The 18574-nt window shown below is 48.5% G+C and carries 15 protein-coding genes; 9 read left to right on the forward strand and 6 right to left on the reverse strand.

The window, feature by feature from the left end:
• The first annotated feature begins 9 nt into the window (after positions 1-9).
• From Q366_RS05555 to Q366_RS05570, 4 genes are all read left to right on the forward strand, one after another.
• Entirely contained in the window at positions 10-969 is a 960-nt protein-coding gene (locus tag Q366_RS05555; RefSeq protein ID WP_035237114.1) for a D-2-hydroxyacid dehydrogenase, read from the forward strand.
• 852 nt (positions 970-1821) lie between these two features.
• The gene (locus Q366_RS05560; RefSeq protein ID WP_035237116.1) at positions 1822-4029 is read left to right on the forward strand and encodes an acetate--CoA ligase family protein; all 2208 of its coding nucleotides are present in this window, start codon (positions 1822-1824) and stop codon (positions 4027-4029) included.
• A 20-nt stretch (positions 4030-4049) separates the two neighbouring features.
• Entirely contained in the window at positions 4050-4841 is a 792-nt protein-coding gene (panB, locus tag Q366_RS05565) for a 3-methyl-2-oxobutanoate hydroxymethyltransferase (protein WP_035237117.1), read from the forward strand.
• Positions 4842-4872: 31 nt separating this feature from the next.
• A complete protein-coding gene (locus tag Q366_RS05570) occupies positions 4873-5733 on the forward strand; it encodes a Rossmann-like and DUF2520 domain-containing protein (protein WP_245619879.1) in 861 nt (286 codons plus the stop codon).
• A 2-nt stretch (positions 5734-5735) separates the two neighbouring features.
• Here the strand turns inward: Q366_RS05570 and Q366_RS05575 are convergent, their stop codons facing one another.
• The 4 genes from Q366_RS05575 to Q366_RS05590 form a co-directional block, all read right to left on the reverse strand.
• Complete coding sequence (locus tag Q366_RS05575; protein WP_425388299.1) at positions 5736-6851, reverse strand: SO_0444 family Cu/Zn efflux transporter; 1116 nt, start codon at positions 6849-6851, stop codon at positions 5736-5738.
• Positions 6852-7058: 207 nt separating this feature from the next.
• Positions 7059-7412, reverse strand: a complete 354-nt coding sequence (locus tag Q366_RS05580; RefSeq protein ID WP_035237120.1) for an ArsR/SmtB family transcription factor — start codon at positions 7410-7412, stop codon at positions 7059-7061.
• 160 nt (positions 7413-7572) lie between these two features.
• On the reverse strand, positions 7573-10557 hold the full coding sequence (locus tag Q366_RS05585) for an insulinase family protein (protein WP_035237121.1): 2985 nt from the start codon (positions 10555-10557) through the stop codon (positions 7573-7575).
• A 21-nt stretch (positions 10558-10578) separates the two neighbouring features.
• The gene (locus Q366_RS05590; protein WP_035237122.1) at positions 10579-10938 is read right to left on the reverse strand and encodes a hypothetical protein; all 360 of its coding nucleotides are present in this window, start codon (positions 10936-10938) and stop codon (positions 10579-10581) included.
• A 467-nt stretch (positions 10939-11405) separates the two neighbouring features.
• On the opposite strand from Q366_RS05590, the gene rsmA reads away from it, so the two are divergent.
• Together rsmA and Q366_RS05600 are read left to right on the forward strand one after the other, a co-directional pair.
• Entirely contained in the window at positions 11406-12257 is an 852-nt protein-coding gene (rsmA, locus tag Q366_RS05595) for a 16S rRNA (adenine(1518)-N(6)/adenine(1519)-N(6))-dimethyltransferase RsmA (RefSeq protein ID WP_035237123.1), read from the forward strand.
• Positions 12254-13663: an HD-GYP domain-containing protein gene (locus tag Q366_RS05600; RefSeq protein WP_035237124.1), complete on the forward strand. Its 1410-nt coding sequence runs from the start codon at positions 12254-12256 to the stop codon at positions 13661-13663. The genes rsmA and Q366_RS05600 overlap by 4 nt, the downstream gene beginning before the upstream one ends.
• A gap of 9 nt (positions 13664-13672) precedes the next feature.
• Here the strand turns inward: Q366_RS05600 and Q366_RS05605 are convergent, their stop codons facing one another.
• Positions 13673-14617: a ribose-phosphate diphosphokinase gene (locus tag Q366_RS05605; RefSeq protein WP_035237125.1), complete on the reverse strand. Its 945-nt coding sequence runs from the start codon at positions 14615-14617 to the stop codon at positions 13673-13675.
• Between the two features lie 69 nt (positions 14618-14686).
• Here Q366_RS05605 and Q366_RS22145 point away from each other — a divergent pair, with 69 nt between their 5' ends.
• Positions 14687-14815 (forward strand): hypothetical protein, encoded by a 129-nt coding sequence (locus Q366_RS22145; protein ID WP_281175474.1) that lies wholly within the window; start codon positions 14687-14689, stop codon positions 14813-14815.
• A gap of 226 nt (positions 14816-15041) precedes the next feature.
• On the opposite strand, the gene Q366_RS05610 is transcribed toward Q366_RS22145, so the two are convergent.
• Positions 15042-15629 (reverse strand): 5-formyltetrahydrofolate cyclo-ligase, encoded by a 588-nt coding sequence (locus Q366_RS05610; RefSeq protein WP_035237126.1) that lies wholly within the window; start codon positions 15627-15629, stop codon positions 15042-15044.
• Positions 15630-15808: 179 nt separating this feature from the next.
• Here Q366_RS05610 and serS point away from each other — a divergent pair, with 179 nt between their 5' ends.
• Together serS and thrC are read left to right on the forward strand one after the other, a co-directional pair.
• Complete coding sequence (serS, locus tag Q366_RS05615) at positions 15809-17089, forward strand: serine--tRNA ligase (RefSeq protein WP_035237128.1); 1281 nt, start codon at positions 15809-15811, stop codon at positions 17087-17089.
• Positions 17079-18572, forward strand: coding sequence for a threonine synthase (gene thrC, locus Q366_RS05620; RefSeq protein WP_035237130.1), 1494 nt, complete (start codon positions 17079-17081; stop codon positions 18570-18572). The genes serS and thrC overlap by 11 nt, the downstream gene beginning before the upstream one ends.
• The last annotated feature ends 2 nt before the right edge of the window (positions 18573-18574 follow it).

The following is an 18574-nucleotide window of genomic DNA, read 5'->3' on the forward strand; positions in this document are numbered from 1 at the left end:
GGGTTAAAAATGAAAATAGTTGTTCTTGACGGATATACGCTAAATCCGGGGGACCTTAACTGGAACAAATTTTCGGAAATTGGTGATCTGAAGGTTTACGACAGGACAAGTCCGGAAGAGATCCAGGAACGAACGGCCGACGCCAATATTGTGTTGACAAATAAAACCGTGCTGACGGCTGAAGATATTGCGGCGATGGATAAAGTTGAGTATATCGGGGTGCTGGCAACAGGGGTTAATGTTGTCGACCTTGACGCCACAAAAAAAATGGGTATTACGGTTACCAACGTTCCCGGCTATTCCGGTTCTTCCTCAGCGCAAATGGTTTTTGCCCTGATTCTGGAACTGACCAACAGGGTCGGACACCACAGTCAGACGGTAAGGGACGGAAAATGGTCGGAATCAAAGGATTTCTGCTATTGGGATTATCCTCTGGTGGAATTGGAAGGCCTGACCTTGGGCATTGTCGGTTATGGCGGTATTGGCAAGGCAGTGGCACGCATGGGGGTGGCTTTCGGGATGAATATCCTGATCCACAACCGCTCTGTTCCCCCTGATCTTCCCGATGGAATCACCTATTCGGATCTGGACAACCTGATTCATACCAGCGATATTATATCCCTGCATTGTCCGTTGACCCCCCAGACAAAAGGATTGATCAACAGGGAGACCCTGGCTCAAATGAAAAAAACAGCCTATTTAGTCAACACCTCCCGGGGGCCGCTGATTGTGGAAAATGATTTGGCTGATTTTTTAAATGAAGGCCGTATTGCCGGCGCTGCACTGGATGTCCTTGGGGTAGAACCGCCCGTCAAGCACTGCCCGTTGCTGACGGCTAAAAACTGTTACATTACGCCTCATATTGCCTGGGCAACGCTTGCGGCAAGGGAAAGGCTGATGTCCATTGCTGCTGAAAACATAAAAAGCCATCTGGCAGGAAAACCCCGAAATGTAGTCCCCGGAAAGTAAAAAACATTCATCTGATCACTCCCAACGCATCCGGCTAAACTGCTTTCCGGGCTGTCTATTCTAGCCCGGAAAGGGAATAAAGCGGTCATGAGGAAATCCAGGTTCCCGGACCGCCCTGAAAAACCGCCAGCATGGTGCGGGTATCTCTCCAGATTTTAACATATTCTTAAATTATCTCCTGTGAAAAAAGGCATGCCCTTTTTAGCCCTCGGCTTTTCGACCTTCCTCTGGTTTCTTTTTCTTGTCCCGGTAAACGGCTGATGAATACTATGTTCAGAAGATGTTCAAAACCTATGAAAAGCCGCTTTAAATAATGATCCTGGAGCGGTTCAAAAAAAGAGTCTGATTGTTGAAAACAGGTTCAAAATATGTTGAAAATATTAAATCAGCATCAACCCAGAGTTCTGGAAAGAGGGTTCGGACTGATGTCAGGTTAAACTATCCAAAAGGATATTCATAAAATATCGACAAACATAGCGCCATGTTCAAAAGATGATGAATACTGTGTTCAGAGCATGTTCAAAACCTATGAAAAACCGCTTTAAATAATGATCCTGGAGCGGTTCAAAAAAAAGTGTCTGAGTGTTGAAAACAGGTTCAAAATACGTTGTATCTTCAAAAATATTTTTCCAAACCTCTTAACCAGAAGAAGACCCCATGGCAGATTATTTTTTTAAAGACCGATTGAATGTTGACAGAATATAAGTTTGTAAGTAACTATCACTCACCTTTCAAGGGCTTATGAAATGGTGGCCCTTTATGCCCCGCCATCCTTGAAATTATCCGGGAAGGCATTGCCTCAGATGAAATAGCTGCCGGTATTTCGGACATCATTTTCAACGGAGTGAAACCATGACCCTACTCAAAGAAATTGCAGCAACCATTAACAATTACATTAAAATCGGGATCACCAGTCTCAACGAAGACCAGGCAAAAAAAATATTCAAAAAACTGGGTCTGCCCGTGGTACAGGAAATACGAGTGGAATCCATTGAAGATATCCATGGGGCTGCCCATACTGTCGGCTACCCTGTTGTGCTCAAGGGCATTGCAAAACAGATGCTGCATAAAACCGAAGCCGGTATGGTGGACGTGGGCATCACCAATGAGGCACGTCTGAGGCAAGCGGCCCAAAGGATGAAGTCCCGGGCGGGTGATGGGTTTGAAGCCTTCCTGGTCCAGCCCCTGATCCAGGGGCGGCGGGAGTTTACCGCAGGCATGTTTCATGATCCCCAGTTTGGCCCGGTGATCATGTTCGGGGTGGGCGGTGTACTCACCGAAGCGTTAAAGGATATGGTTTTGCGGCTCGCCCCATTGTCCGATGCAGACCTTGATGACATGCTGGATAATCTGAAAGCCAAGACCCTTCTGGGGGCATTCAGGGGGGAGGCGGCTGTAAATATTACAGAACTTAAATCCGTGCTCCGGGGCTTGTCTGACCTGGCCATGGCCTGCCCGGGCATCCGGGAAATTGATATCAACCCTTTGATTATCAGCCAGGACGGGTCCCCTGTGGCAGTTGACGGGCTGATGATTCTTGAAAAACCCGGGCGGTGTGACGCTGGTGTGCATCAAAAAATAGATTTCAAGGCCTTATACACCACGTTTTATCCCAAAACCATTGCCTTTGTGGGGGCCTCTGCAGTCCCCGGCAAATGGGGGCATCTTCTGCCCACAAATGCCTATGCCGGTGGATTCAAAGGCCAAATTTTTCTGATTAATCCCAAGGGCGGCACGATTATGGGCCGCAAAGTCCACAAGGACTTTGATGACATAGAAGGCGATGTGGACCTGGCTGTGGTAACCGTGCCTGCAAGCCGGGTGATGGACCTGATCCCGGCCCTGGAAAAAAAGCATGTCAAAGGCATGGTGCTGATCACCAGCGGATTCAGGGAAGTCGGGGACCAGGGCAGACAGCTTGAGGATGAGGTCATGGCCGCAGCCGGCAAGGCCGGTATCCTGGTCATCGGCCCCAATACCATGGGCCTGTGCAATCCCCATGCATCCCTTTATTTTTCCGGGGCAAATGCCTTTCCGCGTCCCGGTTCCACGACCCTTGTGTCCCAGTCGGGCAATCTGGGCACCCAGCTTCTGTCCTTTGCCGAGCAGCAGGGCATCGGCATCAGGGGATTTGTGGGCTCAGGCAACGAAGCCATGATCACCATTGAAGATTATATGCAGGCCCTGGAACTTGATGACCTGACCCGCACGGTGGTGTTGTATATCGAAAGCGTAAAAGACGGACCCCGGTTTTTTGAATCTGCCACCCGGTTGTCAAAAACCAAACCCGTGGTGGTACTCAAGGGTGGAAGAACCCAATATGGAGAAAAGGCCGCCTCCAGCCATACCGGAGCCATGGCCTCGGATGCAGGTGTGTTTAATGCGGCCTGCACCCAGGCCGGGATTATCCAGGTGGAGCAGCCCATGGAACTTTTAGACCTGTCTGTGGTTTTTTCATCCCTGCCCATGCCCCAGGGGGGACGTGTGGCCATCATGACCCTGGGCGGCGGATGGGGTGTGGTCACCACAGACCTTTGCGCAGAATACGGGCTTGGGGTGCCCAAACTGTCCGGAAAAATCATTGAACGGCTTAACAACTGCCTGCCCGACTTCTGGAGTCATGGCAACCCCGTGGATATTGTGGGCGAAGGGGATCCGGAAATACCCATGATCTGCCTGGAGGAACTTTTAAAATGGGATGGGTGTGATGCGGTCATTCACCTGGGCATCCACGGCAGACGCATCCTGGTCAATGGCATGGCAAAGGCTGTGCTGAAAACAGATCCCGGCATGACAAAGGAAACGGCAGATATGTTTATGGCAGGCTTTCTCAAAGAAGAGGAGGACTACACCAGATATGTCGTTGAAATGACACAGAAATACGGTAAACCTGTAGTCGGTGTCAGCCTTTTAACCGATGAATTGAGCCGCACCCTTTACCGTTATGACGATCTGGACTATAAGGGGGTATTTTTCCCCTCGCCGGAACGTGCTGTCAAGGCTCTGGCCGGAATGGTCCGGTACAGAAAATGGCTTGACTCGGCAGGAATTAACAGATAACTTAAAATCAGGAGAGACGCATGAGCACAAAAGTTACCACTTCCAGCCTGATGAAGATGAAGCAGGAGGGCAAAAAAATCACGGCCCTCACCGCCTATGACTATCCCTTTGCCGCCATGGTGGACCGTGCCGGAATCGATATCATCCTTGTGGGCGATTCCGTTGGCATGGCGGTCCAGGGCTGGGACACCACCCTGCCCGTGACCATGGATGAGATGATTTACCATACAAAACTTGTGACCCGGGCCTGCACAAGATCCCTGGTAGTGGGTGACATGCCCTTCATGTCCTATCAGAGCAGCCTGGAAAGGGCAGTTGAAAACGCCGGCCGGTTTTTAAAGGAAGCCGGTGCCATGGCTGTAAAACTTGAAGGCGGTGCGGATGTCTGTCCTGCCATTTCAGCCATGGCAAAGGCGGGGATACCTGTCCAGGCCCACATTGGTCTTACGCCCCAGTCCGTACATCAGATGGGGGGATTCAAGGTGCAGCGGGATGAAGAACGACTGCTTAAGGATGCCAGGGACGTTGAGGCAGCCGGTGCTTTTTCCGTGGTTCTGGAAGGCATTCCCGCTTCCATTGCCCAAAAAATTACCCAGGCCCTGACCATTCCCACCATCGGCATTGGTGCCGGTCCCTTTTGCGACGGCCAGATTCTGGTGTTCCACGACATGCTGGGCATCAATGACGGGTTTATACCCAAATTCGTGAAAAAATACGTGGACATTGCAGCCCTGGCTGCCCAGGGACTTGATGAATATATAAAAGAGGTCAGGGAGGGCAGTTTTCCGTCCCAGGACCATTCATACAAATAAAATTATAAATACTCCCAAGCGAAAATTTTCCGTGATCGGCTGTGGACGGGTGGGCATCGCCCTGGCCACATTCCTCTTTAAAAAAGAGTATGTACCGGCAGGTTTTTTCAGCAGGAGCAGGACTTCGGCCCAGGCCGCCAGGGCAGCAGCCGGGTGCGGCACCGTATTTGATACGGCCGCTGACTGTGCCCGGGCCGGTGACATTGTTTTCATCACTACCCCTGACAACATCATAGCGTCTCTCTGCGGCGATCTTGTCCAACAAAACGCCCTGGGACCGAAAACCATGGTTTTTCACCTGTCAGGCGCCCATTCTTCAGGGATTCTTACCCAGGCAAAACAGGCCGGGGCAGTTGTAGGTTCCATTCATCCCCTGCAGTCCTTTGCCCCTTATGAACCGGGACAGGCAAGCCCCTTTGAGGGAATCAATATCTCTGTTGAAGGGGACCCCGATGCCGTTTCCCAGGGCAAGGACATTGCCGCAGCCCTTGGCGCCCTGGCCTTTGCCATCCCAACGGAATCCAAAACCCTTTACCATGCCTCGGCTGTGGTGGCGTCCAACTACCTTGTGACTCTGGTGCGGTTTGCCCTGGCCCTTTTAATGGAAACAGGGCTTCGGGAAGATGTGGCATTTGAAATTTTGTCCCCCCTGATCCAGGGCACTCTTTTCAATATCGGGTCCAGGGGCTGCACCCGGGCCCTGACAGGCCCTGTGGTCCGGGGGGATCATGAAACAGTGTTCCGGCACCTGGCTGACATTGACGAAAAAATACCGGAATTTTCATCCCTGTACCGTCTGCTGGGCGCCCATACCCTGGATATCGCCAGGGCAGGGAATGGACTGTCTGAAGAGGCGGAAAAAATAATGTCCCAGCTTTTTAAACAAATTTAATATCATGTGTGATTGTGACCGTGCTGATGGTCATGTTTGCGGGTGATCATATTTCTTAAGAAAAGTCCTGCCAGAATCAAGGCTGCTGCCAGTTCCACATTGTGGGGGATCACTTCGGCGGCCTGGCCGATTACAGCCGTTGCCTGGATTCCCAGCAACTGGTAGCTTAAATCCAGCAGGGACCCCATGGTCATGGAACAAACGGCGATCATGCTCAGGTAGATAACCAGGGCCCGGGTACTGAAGATATTTTTCACCACCCCCATGGTGGCGGCATTGGTGGCAGGGCCTGCCAGAAGAAAGACCAGTGCGGCACCGGGGTTTAGCCCTTTGAGGATAAGGGCTGCTGCAATGGGGGTGGAGGATGTAGCGCACACATACATGGGAATACCTGCTGCCAGCATGACCAGCATGGAAAGAAATGGATTATTCCTGGACCAGTCGCCTAGTTCAGCAGGAAAAAAGAATGTGATAATCCCGGCAATTAATATGCCGATGGCAAATGGTTTGCTGATATCTGTTAAAAGATCGCCAAATGCAAAGTTCAGTCCCTGAATCAAGCGCCGGGACAAGGGCGGCTCTGTTTTTATTTTACCAGGTTCTTCTGCATCAATAGCGCCACAGGAACTGCAGGCGCATCCCGAATCCGGGACCACATCAAAAAAGGGATCTGCATTAACACACTGCTTTTCTTTTTGCGGTTCACGACGGTTAAGAAAATTTTCTGCAATGCCCGTTGCTACAGCGGTCACAAGCCCCGCAATGGGCCGTATTATCGTCATCACCGGATCCAACATGGCCCAGGATACGGCAATGGAATCCACGCCGGATTCCGGCGTGGCGATCATAAAAGCAAGCGCTGCGCCGTCATTGGCGCCCTGTTTTTTTAAACCTGCCACCACCGGGATTACCCCGCAACTGCACAGGGGGATGGGAATGCCGAATAAAGCAGAAAGCAACACCGGTTTGATCCGGCCCTTCCCCAGGTATTTTTTGATTTTGTCTGCTTTGAAAAATACATAGAGCAGGGCCGCCACCAGAAAGCCGAACAGCATAAACACTGAGACATCCAGGTAAACATGCCAAATTTCTAAAAATATTTGTTTTATTGTGTTTATCATTATGTTTGTCCTGATTAATTTTTTTTTAAAATTAAGGGGCTTTTTACCTTTGTTAAATATATTTTACTTTTAATTGAACATATGAATTATTGTTCATATGTAAATATAAAATTAAAAAATATGTGTCAACCAATTTTTTAGGTTAAAGCAGGTTAAAAAAGATATGGAAAGCGAAGATACGGGATAGGGCTGAGTTAAGAAGGGCTATATTTGCTGGTAGGTGATATGATCCAGGGTCATCTGGATCAAGGTGCGCACGTGGTCATCATCCAGTGAATAATAGACCCGTTTGCCCTGGCGCCGGTTTTTAACTATCCGAAGAGCCCTTAAAAGCCTGAGCTGGTGGGATACGGCGGACTCGCTCTGGCCACACAGCGCGGAAAGATCGCACACGCAATGTTCATGATGCAGCAATGCGGTGACAATTTTAACCCTGGAGGCATCACTTAAGGCTTTAAATGTTTCCGCCAAGCCAAAGATGGTGTCGGGCGCAGGCATTTGCTTTGCCGTTTTTTCCACCAGTTCCGGATTGATGCATTTTTCTGAACAGATATCCATTTTCAATCGACCTTTGTATAACCCCCATGTCCTAGCGGACACAACAAACCATGAAAAACATTTTAACCACAGAACACACGGAAATCACAGAATTTTATCTTCAGTGTCTTCTGTGATTTCCGTGGTTAAACTTTTTATAAAAACAGGCTGGTCCAAACACCTAAATTTTATGAAGGACCAGCGGCTCACGCCCTTCTGCCTCCAGGGCCTGGTTGGCCTGCTCCAGAAGGGGTTTTGAGGAAACCACAGAAATGCCCTTGGCAGACTCGTCCCGGAAAAAATACCGGCCTGCTGTTTCCACGACCTTTTGCTTGTCCATACCCAGCAGGGCATCCTTGAATCCCTTGCGGATCTCATCGGACAACTTGGTGATCCGGCGGTAAAAGGCTTTCATCGCTGAAGGCGCTGGTGTTTCAGGCTTGTCAATGTCCGAGCAAACTTGAAGTATTGCCTCTTTTATATCTGTCTGGGTAAACCGTCCCTGGGTGATGAAATCACAAGCATCTGCGTAGACATCCAAGGTCCGTTTGATATGGGGATCCCGGTAGGAACCAAATGAAAAAATACCCTCTTCCATGTTGAACAGGGCAAATCCGCCGTATGCGCCGCCTTTTTCCCTGATTTCCCGATGGAGAAACAGGGAACGCAAAAGTTTGGCAATTACGGACAGGGCCGGTGCGTCTTCATGGGAGATGCGCACCGCTTTAAAGGACTGGGCCACAAAGGAAACAGCTGTATTGGTCATCCAGCCGTCGTAGGGCCGCAGGGTATATGTTTCTATCTGAGGGGTATAAAAGGCCTGGCTGCTGCCGTTGGGCAGGTTGTCGTAAATTTTTTCAATGCGCTTATCCGCCTGGACCATGGACGCCGCAGATCCGATAACAGCAGGTTTGAAATTATCTTTTCTCATGACGGCACAAGCCATGGCAGAAAGGTTTTTTTCCAGTTCAGCCAGGGCCTGGGCGCGTGTTTTCTCGTTATTCACCCTGGTGGCAAGATCCTTGATCCGGATGTACTGTTCGATGCCATGCCACAGTTCATCGATACTGGCAGCGGTTGACAGGTGCCGGGCAGACAGGGTTATGGCATACCTGTGTCCGGATCCGACAATGGAGGCCTCAAGACCTGCCTGATATTGTAGAATCAGGTTTTTGAGCCGGTCATGGTCTTTAAATCCACCGGCATTGATATATTCATCCACCATATCAAAGAGATGGTCAATGTTTCGGTCCAGGGCTTTCCCCTGCAACGCCAGAAAGGAGTGGCCCTCGCCCTTCTGGTCAAAATGGGTGCCGGAAAAGGGGGACATGAAAATGCCGCCGGTATAAAGATCCATACGTTCGGCCATCTGCACATAAGAAGAATTTTTTGTGCCTGTATTGGTAAAAGCCCGGGCGAAAAACGGTACCATGGGAAAAAGATCCGGCGCAATGTTTCCGGCGCCTGCCGGGCAGGTAAAGTAAAGGATGCCCGAGGTGGCCTTGTCAAAGGCAGTGGCGCAGGTGATGCCCTTGATGGTGTCAGGGTGAACGATTTCAATCTCAGGGGGCACGTCTTCAAGCGCCAGGGTGGGCAGAACATCCACGTTTTCTTCTGTTTCCTGGCGTTCTTTCAGGGCTGCCATATCTTGATTGATCTGCGCCAGCTCTGCTTCACCCAGGGATTTTAGTCTTGCTTGAAGTTCGTGGCGTACATTTTCGGCCTGACGGGTTTCAAGCCCTTCATCCGGGACAAGGGTAAACAGGAGCCTGTGGGGATTATCCAAAAAATACCGGCGAATCCGGCCTTCCAGAAAAGGGCCTTTAGCCAGCTCTTTCTGCAGTTTTTCCAAATCATTGTCAATGTTGATGGCGGATACGGGATTCCCTTCATGAACCATGACCGAAGCCACGCCCACAAGCAGTTTAATGCCGTACGGGTATGGTGTATTGGTGATCTCCTTGCGGGAAAATTCGATCTGGTGGATGGCGGAATCAATTAAATGTTGATCGATACCTTTGTCGACAAGGGTTTCAAGGGTGTTAAAAACAATTCTTTCCACTTCCGGGACAGCCGTTACCTCAATATCTTTGAGCCCGCAGACAAACATAGTGTCCCTGTTATCCGAATCAAATCCTGTATCATCGCACAGGGCAGAACCCAGGGTGCTGTCAATGAGTGCTTTTCTCAATGGAGATGCGGAATTTCCAAGGAGAATCTGTTCAAGCACCGTCATAACCAGTACTTCAAAATGATCCGCGATATCAGGCGTCAGCCAGGCCACACACCCCTGGTATTTGGCGGCGATATTATCAGTGTCTGAGTAGGCATATGCCTGGGTCATGGTTTTAGGGGCCTGCCACCGGGGCTGGGAAGGCACCCGGGTGTCCATATCAAGAAAATCAAATCTGGAGAGCACTTTTTCTTCAATAAAATTTAAACGCTCTTCCAGGGGCAGATCCCCATACGTATAGAAATAACTGTTGGACGGGTGGTAATACCTTGCGTGAAACGCCTTAAGATCCTCGTGGGTAAGTTTTGGAATGTCTGCGGGGTCGCCACCCGAGTTATTGGCATAGGTCGTATCCGGATAAAGCCCTTTAAGCAGTGCCCGGGACATGACCTGGCCAGGTGAAGACATGGCGCCTTTCATCTCATTGTAAACAACCCCTTTATACACCAGTTCGTATTCTCCGTTTTCCCCTGGTTCCAGTTCAAGCCGGTGGCCTTCCTGCTTGAAGCTTAAAGAATCAAGATCCGGAAAAAATGCCGCATCCAGATAGACATCCATCAGGTTGAAATAATCTTTTTTATTCTGGGTGGAAAAGGGATACATGGTCCAGTCTGATGCGGTGAATGCATTCATGAAGGTGGACAGGCTTCGTTTGAGCATGGAAAAAAAGGGATCGCGGACCTTATATTTTTCAGACCCGCACAGCACGGTATGTTCAAGAATATGGGCAACCCCTGTGGAGTCCGTGGGCACGGTTCTGAAAAATACCCCAAAGGTGTTTTCCTTATCCCCATTGGCAATGTGGATGTGGACAGCGTTTGTCTTCTCGTGGACCAGTTGGATGAGATGGGCGTTAATTGCAGGCAGGGCCGATACTTGTTGAATTCTGTAGCCGCTGATGGTCTGCCCGGGTGTAAATGCAGTCTGATTCATATAAAAAATGCTCTTAGATAATTAAACTTTTTTGTAAATTCCCCGGCTGACCCGTTGGATCTTTTTTATCTTATCCAGCCTGAAAATGATATTTCTCAATTTTTTATCGTCAAAACCTGTGGCCGCCTTAATGGTCTTAAAATTAGTGCCTTCCGGGTGGTTGCCGATGATGTCCAGTGTAATGGCAGAGGCACTCTTTTTTCGTGGCGTCCGGATTTTACTTTTCTGTTTGCTCGCCGGATGATTCTGATAAATCATTTGTTCTAGTTTGTCAAGCCTCCTATGAAGATTAGCAATATCTTCTTTAGTCGGAATGTCCAGGCTATGGAGAAACATTTTTATAAGTATCTCCCAATTGTTACTTAATTCGGCGGGTTCCATATGTTAAACCTCCTCTAAAATGGCGTTTTCCGTATCTTCAAATAAGATTGGGTCGCTTTTTGTCCGGCGCTTAATTTCAAATTTTAGTGCCTTACTCCTCGGTTTCTGTCAAACAAAACAAGAAAATAAGGAGGGACAATTGGGTTGCGGGTTTTCCGGGTTAGTAAGATTTTTCCAGGGATATGCTTTGCGTCTCAACTCTTTTTTAAACATCATGTTCCAAAAATTACTTCTTAACTATACTAAAGTCAAGTCGTCGATATCTAAATAAGTAAAAGACTATATCACGACAGGCGTTAAATTTTATGGAAATTAATAAAAAACTGTGATTTACTGGTATCTACGTTAAAGAAAAATTTAAAGAAAAACCGCTGCTGTCAATCTTTTATCCCCCTTCCAAGGCGAAAAATGTGTGGCATATGGCGTCCTGGAGATAAATAGCAAAGAAACGGAGAGCAAAAAGGGGAATGACGCATCCTGGGGAGTTATTAAAGAGAAACGGGGTATATGCCGGAAAAGAACTTGGCCAGAATTTTTTGTCCAACCCGGCTACGGCCCGGATGATTGTGGATAGAACCGGGGTTGATAAAGAAACCACAGTGCTTGAAATCGGTCCGGGGTTGGGGGCAATCACCCTGCCTTTGGCAAAGGCCTGCAAGCAGGTTGTGGCCGTTGAAAAAGACCGCCGTATAATTCCCCTGCTTGAAGGGGAACTGGCCGAAGAAAATATTTGCAATGTGAGGATTATCAATCAGAACATTTTAAAAACAGATATAAGGGAGATCGCAGGAACAGAAAAACTTGTGGTGATCGGGAATCTGCCATACAATATTTCATCCCAGATCCTTTTTCAGCTGGTTACAATCCGGCAGGTTGTGACACGCGCGTTTCTGATGTTTCAAAAGGAGCTTGCCGAACGCCTTCTTTCGTCAGCCGGAACCAAAAATTATTCAAGGCTCTCTGCGGTGGTTCAGTACGCATCAAAAATCAGCCATGTTGCAGATATCAGGCCCAATGCCTTTTTTCCCAGGCCGGAAGTGGACTCAACAGTCCTGCGCTTTGATTTCTTTGAAACCCAAGGGATGGAGGAAAAGGATGAGATCCTGCTGTTCAGCGTGATTAAAGCAGCATTTTCCAAACGGAGAAAAACCCTTCACAATGCCATGTCCGGCGGTGAGATGGGTTTAACAAAAGAGATTGTGGGGATGGCCCTTGCAAATGCCGGCATTGACGCTTCCCGGCGGGCAGAAACTTTAAATGTCCAAGAGTTCATAGACCTGTCAAAGGCAGTTGGAAAGGTTTGCACCCGTGAATTATGATTAAATCAAGGATTTCCATAGATAAGCTGATTGACATTGTCCGCCAGGGCGGCCGGGTTCAAACCGGGGTGGATGTGTATAACAGCAACGGCACCCTGCTTCTGGCAAAAGACGTGATGGTGGAAAAGATTAAACCACTTGAAATCGTTCGAAAAAACGGCCTCAGACAAGTGCCTGTGGCGGTGAACGGCGGTGTGTTTGATGCATCCGGAAAAAAAATAAACATGAAACCTGCCGGCATGCCCGACCCTTTGCCCGAGGCATTTTTCGATCCGGAACCCATAAAAACCAGAAACGTAACCGAGCGGCTCAAGGAGATCCAGGAACTGCGCAGGTTTGCCAAATCCATAAGCATCAAAGCCCAGGCCGGCATAAAAACCGCTGTGAACCAGATCCGGCAGACAAAGGGTGAGTTTGATGTGGATGCCGTATCAGAGCAGGCAGCAGAACTTGCATCTCTTGCCGACCAGAACCGCCACCCCTTTGCATACCTGCCAAGGGAGTGGTTTGTCTATGATGACTATTTTTACAGCCATGCCGCCAATGTCTGCGCCTTAGGTTCCCAGGTATTGCACCGATTTAACAGCGCTTTTTCAAGCGCTGTTGAAAAATCGCTTTGGTCATCGCCATCCCTTACCGGCAAGGGATCTTCCGGAATGTTTTCCTATTACTATCCCGGGGAGATAGATGAGATGTCCTTTGGTCTGTTTATCTATGATCTGGGCAAATCCATGGTGCCGGAGGCGCTTTTAAACAAGACCTCTGCCCTGAACAAAGATGAAACCGAACTGCTGCGCAGACACACCGGCGATTTCGGATTTACGATCATTGAAAAAAACCATCTGGACAGTACTGTGCTCAGCAACATGATCCAATATCATCATGGACCGATATATGAAGGAGAGCCTGGATGTTATCCTGTGGGGCTGGCGTGCGGGATGATGCCGCCCTATGTAAGGATATGCAAACTGATGGACATCTATGACGCCATGATTTCCAAGCGCAGCTACCAGGAAGCCGTTAACCAGGTTACTGCCGTTACCGGCCTGTTCCGCAGTTACGTGCACAAAGACCCCATCCTTCAATTTATTCTCCATGCTTTTGTTAAAACCGTAGGACTTTATCCTCCGGGCAGCATTGTTTTTCTTAAAAACGGACAGATGGCTTATGTCCTTGAAAGTGAAGGCCCCCTTGTTCTTCCTTTTACAGACAAGAGCCAGGCCCCGTTGATATCCAAGCCGGATCCTTTTAACGTCAGTAAACAGACCGGAGGTCTTGTCATTGACAGTGGCAGAAGCATCAGACAACCCAAAAAAATCTGGGACTGCCTGCCTGTATTTATCAGGGAGATTGCCTCGCCCGGGAATCAGGCAACAGAAGCAGTTGCTGCGGTTTCTAATATATAACCCTGCCTGTTACGGCTTAAAAAGCGCTGAGACACTTTCTCCTGTATGGATGTGCTTGATGGCACTTGCAAAAAGCGGTGCCACGGACAAGGGTTTAAGCTGGGGAAATTGTTTGTCTGCAGGGATATGCACCGTATTGGTGACCACAATCTCGGATATACCGGTTTGACTTAAATTTTTCACGGCGTGCCCACAAAGTACCGGGTGGGTCGCACCAACATAAACCTTAGCCGCACCTGCCCGTTTCAAGGTCTTAACAGTGCTCACCAGGGTTCCCCCTGTGGATATTTCATCGTCAAAAATAATAGCATTTAAACCCTTTACATTGCCCACAACCAGTCCCTGCTGGACATTGGAATCGCTGAGCCGGCGCTTGTCAATGATGGCAAGGGAAGTGTCCAGGCGGTTGGCAAACCGGCCGGCCCTTTTAGCCCCGCCGGCATCCGTGGCCACCACCACCACCTTTGACAGGTCCAGGAGCGCTGCAAAATAATCACAGATTGTGGGCATGGCTGTTAAATGATCCACGGGAATACTGAAAAATCCATGCACGGCATCGGCGTGCAGATCCATGGTCAAAACCCGGTCTGCCCCGGCAGTTTTTAAAAGATCTGCCACCAGACGGGCCGCAATGGAAATTCTTGGGGCATCCTTTTTATCGGACCGGGCATATGAATAATAAGGGATGACAGCTGTAATTCGTTTGGCAGATGCACTGCGCAGGGCATCCAGGGTAATCATCAGCTCCATGAGGTGGTCGCTTACCGGTGTGGTCAACGATTGGATCACGAATACATCCTCTTCCCTGACACTTTCTTTAATCTGAACAAATAGATTGTCATTTGAAAACCGGGAGGTTTCCATTGGACTTAAAGCAATTCCGATATGCCTGCAGATTTCCGTTGCCAGATCCGGATTGGATCCCCCGGAAAAAATTTTTAAATTGTCTGCCATCTTATGCTTTCCTAGGAGGGTTTTTAGTTCGCATTTTTTAATAGCAGGTTACAGGTCAAGAAACAAGAGATGGGAAACAAGAAACAAATTGTATATTGCCATATTCTGGGGCTTTTCATTATTGCCGCCCGGATCTGCGGCAGTGCCGAAAAAGGCAGTGTCCTTGTCTCTGAATCCACTGCGGCCCCAATGCCATAAACTTAAGCATTGAGATTTTATTTTACCACGAAGAACACGAAGTTCACGAAGATATTAGAGAACTAAACTTCGTGTTCTTCGTGGTTTTAATCTGAAAAGTTTCTTAACTTTATGACATTGCGTCAAGTGTCTCTTAGCAACTGGTTCAAATTTCGGGGTCCATTATAATGTTTAGATTTCATATGGATTGCGCGTTCCCTGTTTCTGCCTTAATTTTTCCGGATTACTAAATTTTATAAATTACCCGGGTATCAGTAATAATGATATCCACCGTATATTTCCTTGATTCCATCTGGATCTGGTCAACAATCTGCTCTTCATAAGCCAGAGATACCCTCCGGCAGGTTTCAGGCAGTTTTGTAATCAGCTTTGCATAGTAGTTGTTGCCGAATCCCATGCGCCCGCCCTTGTCATCAAAGGCCAGGCCCGGAATAATGGCAATATCCACATCATCCAGGGCGATTTTTTTGCATCGCTCCGGATTGGGCTCAAGCATGTCATGGGCGTTGGGCACCAGATCCTTGTCAAAATGACTGATTTTGTACAAAAGAAAAGTATTTTTAACATCCGTAAATACCGGAAGAATAATACTTTTTCCGATTTCCATGGCTTTGCGGATGATGTTTTCCGTAGGAATTTCCTTACTTCCTGGCGGGTACAGGAACACCTGCTGGGATTCTAAAAAGTTTGCAAATTCAAACAATTTATTTTCAATAATATTGTATTTTTCTTCAATCTGTTCCGGGGGCAGGGCGTTCATGCGCTCAGCCACCAGGCTTAACACACTGTTTTTACCGCTTTTGGTCTCATCCATAATGCTATTCCTTATTATTTCACAATAAAGTTTTTGAGAAATATTATACACTGTCGGACAATTGTCAACCGGCAATAATCGTTGACTGTTTACATGGCCCGTGTTATCTGGATACAATTGTGAAAATATTATAATCAGTCACCTTTCAACCCTATAATCATGCAGGACAAAAATCGAAAATGCTTGATATCAAATTGATTAAAAATGACCTGGACACTGTTGTTCAGGGCATGAAAAAAAGAGGGGCGAACATTGATTTTTCCCCGTTTTTTCAAAATGAGGAAAAAAGAAAAGCACTTTTAATTGATATTGAAGAGTTACGCCATTTAAGAAATACTGTTTCCGATGAAATTGCCAAAATGAAGAAATCCGGCCAGGACGCCCAGCCAAGCATAGATAAAATGAGGGGCGTTTCTGAACAAATTAAGGAAATGGACAAAGCACTCAATGACCTGGAGGCCTGGATCAAGGAATTCCTTATTCATCTTCCCAATCTGCCCCATGAAGATGTCCCCATGGGAAAGGATGACACTGAAAACCGGCTTGAAAAGACCTGGGGAACACCCCGGTCCTTTGATTTTCAGATCAAGGATCATGCTGACATTGCCGAAAGCTTAGGCATTCTCAATCTTGGGTGTGCCGCAAAGATTGCCGGGGCCAGATTTCCTTTGTACCTGGGCGCAGGCGCACGCCTGGAAAGGGCTTTAATCAACTTCATGCTGGATATTCACACCCGCGAACACGGGTATAAGGAAGTTTTACCGCCGTTTATCGTAAATAAGGAAACCATGACCGGCACGGGCCAGCTGCCTAAATTTGAAGAAGATCTTTTTAAGCTCGAGGGCTGGGATTACTACCTGATTCCCACATCAGAGGTGCCCATGACCAACATCCCGGCCGGAGAAATTCTGGATGAGTCCAGGCTGCCCATGAAATTCACGGCATTTACCCCCTGTTTCAGGTCCGAAGCAGGCTCCTACGGCAAAGACACCAAAGGACTGATTCGCCAACACCAGTTCAACAAAGTGGAAATGGTGAAAATCACCTCCCCGGAGACCTCATTTGAGGAGCTTGAATCATTGCTGACCAATGCGGAAGACATTCTCCAGCGCCTGGAACTGCCCTACCAGGTGGTCACCTTGTGCAGCGGTGACCTGGGATTTTCCGCCACGAAAACCTATGACCTTGAAGTGTGGATGCCCGGCCAGGATAAATACAGAGAGATTTCCTCATGTTCAAACTGCCTTGATTTCCAGGCCAGGCGGGCAAACATCCGGTTCCGGCGGGAAAACGCCAAAAAGCCGGAGTTCTGCCACACCCTGAACGGATCAGGTCTGGCCGTGGGCAGAACCTTTGCTGCAATTGTTGAAAACTATCAGATGGAAGACGGAACCGTCAGAGTGCCCAAGGCACTGGTACCGTATATGGGAGGTATAGAAATAATTGACTATGAATCTTAATCTGTTTCCTGGGGATATCAGGCCGCATATCATACCCTCGCCCCGGGGGGAAATGTACTATAAATGCCTTGGCTGCGGTGCTGAATACGGCATTGAAAAACTGTTATACGTGTGTCCGGCATGCAACCAGGTATTGCTGATCCATGACCGGAACAAAGATCAGCTCAACGCCATTTCAGGCGAAACCTGGCAGAGAATCTTTGATTACCGGAAAATGCTTAAGATACCGGCGCTTAAAGGGATTTACCGGTACCACGAATTCATCGGCCCCAGCATCCCCCTTGAATCCATCATCTATCTGGGTGAAGGGCACACGCCGGTGGTGGAGGCCAACGCCGGGCTCCAGGAAAAAACCGGGGTAAAGTTCTATTACAAAAACGACGGCCAGAACCCTTCGGCCTCATTCAAAGACAGGGGCATGGCCTCTGCCCTGTCCAGTATAAAATATCTTATTGACCAGGGATTTGTCTCCGAGGTGATTGCGATATGTGCATCCACCGGTGACACCTCGGCATCGGCAGCCCTTTATGCCTCCTATCTGGGGTCTAAAGTAAAATCCGCCGTACTTTTGCCCCATAAAAAGGTCACCTCTGCCCAGCTGGCCCAGCCTTTGGGAAGCGGTGCCAGGGTTTTTGAAATCCCAGGGGTTTTTGACGACTGCATGAAAATTGTGGAGCACCTGTCTTCAAGCTATCCTGTGGTACTGCTCAACTCCAAAAACGCCTGGCGTATCCTGGGGCAGGAGTCCTACTCCTATGAGATCGCCCAGGACTTTGACTGGGATATGGATAAAAAAGTGGTCATGGTTCCCATTGGAAATGCCGGCAATATTTCAGCGATCATGAACGGATTCCTGAAATTTTACAACACCGGCATCATCCATACTCTGCCAAAGATCATCGGGGTTCAGTCCGAACATGCAGACCCGGTATACAAATATTATCTGGAATCCGATGAGAGCAAACGTAAATTTACGCCGGTCCAGACCCAGCCAAGTGTAGCCCAGGCAGCCATGATCGGAAATCCCGTATCCATGCCAAGGGTCATCCGGATCGCCCGGGAATATGATGCAGCCAGCGGCCACAGAAATGTTTTTGTGGTCCAGGTAAAAGAACAGCAGATCATGGACTGGCAGCTTACAGCCAACCAGAACGGGCATATCACCTGCACCCAGGGGGGCGAGTGTCTTGCCGGGATGGTCCGGGCAAAGGCATTAAACCTCGTGGATGACAGCGAAACCGTGATTCTGGATGCCACGGCCCATGCCATTAAATTTTCCGGTTTCCAGGATCTTTATTTTAAAGGCGAACTGGCCGGGGCATACGGTATTTCATCTGACAGCCGGTTTATTAATCTGCCGGATTTTATTTCCCCGGATGACCCTGAATTGATTCCGTCCCAGGAAAAACCCCTTGGGGCATCCCAGTTCCAGGAATTCGTAAAGGATGTATCAGAAAAAATCGCCACCCGTCTAGGGCTTTAATT

Source organism: Desulfobacter vibrioformis DSM 8776 (assembly GCF_000745975.1).
GTDB classification, from domain to species: domain Bacteria; phylum Desulfobacterota; class Desulfobacteria; order Desulfobacterales; family Desulfobacteraceae; genus Desulfobacter; species Desulfobacter vibrioformis.

Coding starts and splice junctions, on each gene's coding strand:
- thrC (WP_035237130.1), top strand. CDS start 17,079: ATGAATCTTAATCTGTTTCCTGGGGATATCAGGCCGCATATCATACCC.
- Q366_RS05560 (WP_035237116.1), top strand. CDS start 1,822: ATGACCCTACTCAAAGAAATTGCAGCAACCATTAACAATTACATTAAA.
- Q366_RS22145 (WP_281175474.1), top strand. CDS start 14,687: ATGGGAAACAAGAAACAAATTGTATATTGCCATATTCTGGGGCTTTTC.
- Q366_RS05580 (WP_035237120.1), bottom strand. CDS start 7,412: ATGGATATCTGTTCAGAAAAATGCATCAATCCGGAACTGGTGGAAAAA.
- serS (WP_035237128.1), top strand. CDS start 15,809: ATGCTTGATATCAAATTGATTAAAAATGACCTGGACACTGTTGTTCAG.
- Q366_RS05555 (WP_035237114.1), top strand. CDS start 10: ATGAAAATAGTTGTTCTTGACGGATATACGCTAAATCCGGGGGACCTT.
- rsmA (WP_035237123.1), top strand. CDS start 11,406: ATGACGCATCCTGGGGAGTTATTAAAGAGAAACGGGGTATATGCCGGA.
- panB (WP_035237117.1), top strand. CDS start 4,050: ATGAGCACAAAAGTTACCACTTCCAGCCTGATGAAGATGAAGCAGGAG.
- Q366_RS05590 (WP_035237122.1), bottom strand. CDS start 10,938: ATGGAACCCGCCGAATTAAGTAACAATTGGGAGATACTTATAAAAATG.
- Q366_RS05605 (WP_035237125.1), bottom strand. CDS start 14,617: ATGGCAGACAATTTAAAAATTTTTTCCGGGGGATCCAATCCGGATCTG.
- Q366_RS05610 (WP_035237126.1), bottom strand. CDS start 15,629: ATGGATGAGACCAAAAGCGGTAAAAACAGTGTGTTAAGCCTGGTGGCT.
- Q366_RS05600 (WP_035237124.1), top strand. CDS start 12,254: ATGATTAAATCAAGGATTTCCATAGATAAGCTGATTGACATTGTCCGC.
- Q366_RS05585 (WP_035237121.1), bottom strand. CDS start 10,557: ATGAATCAGACTGCATTTACACCCGGGCAGACCATCAGCGGCTACAGA.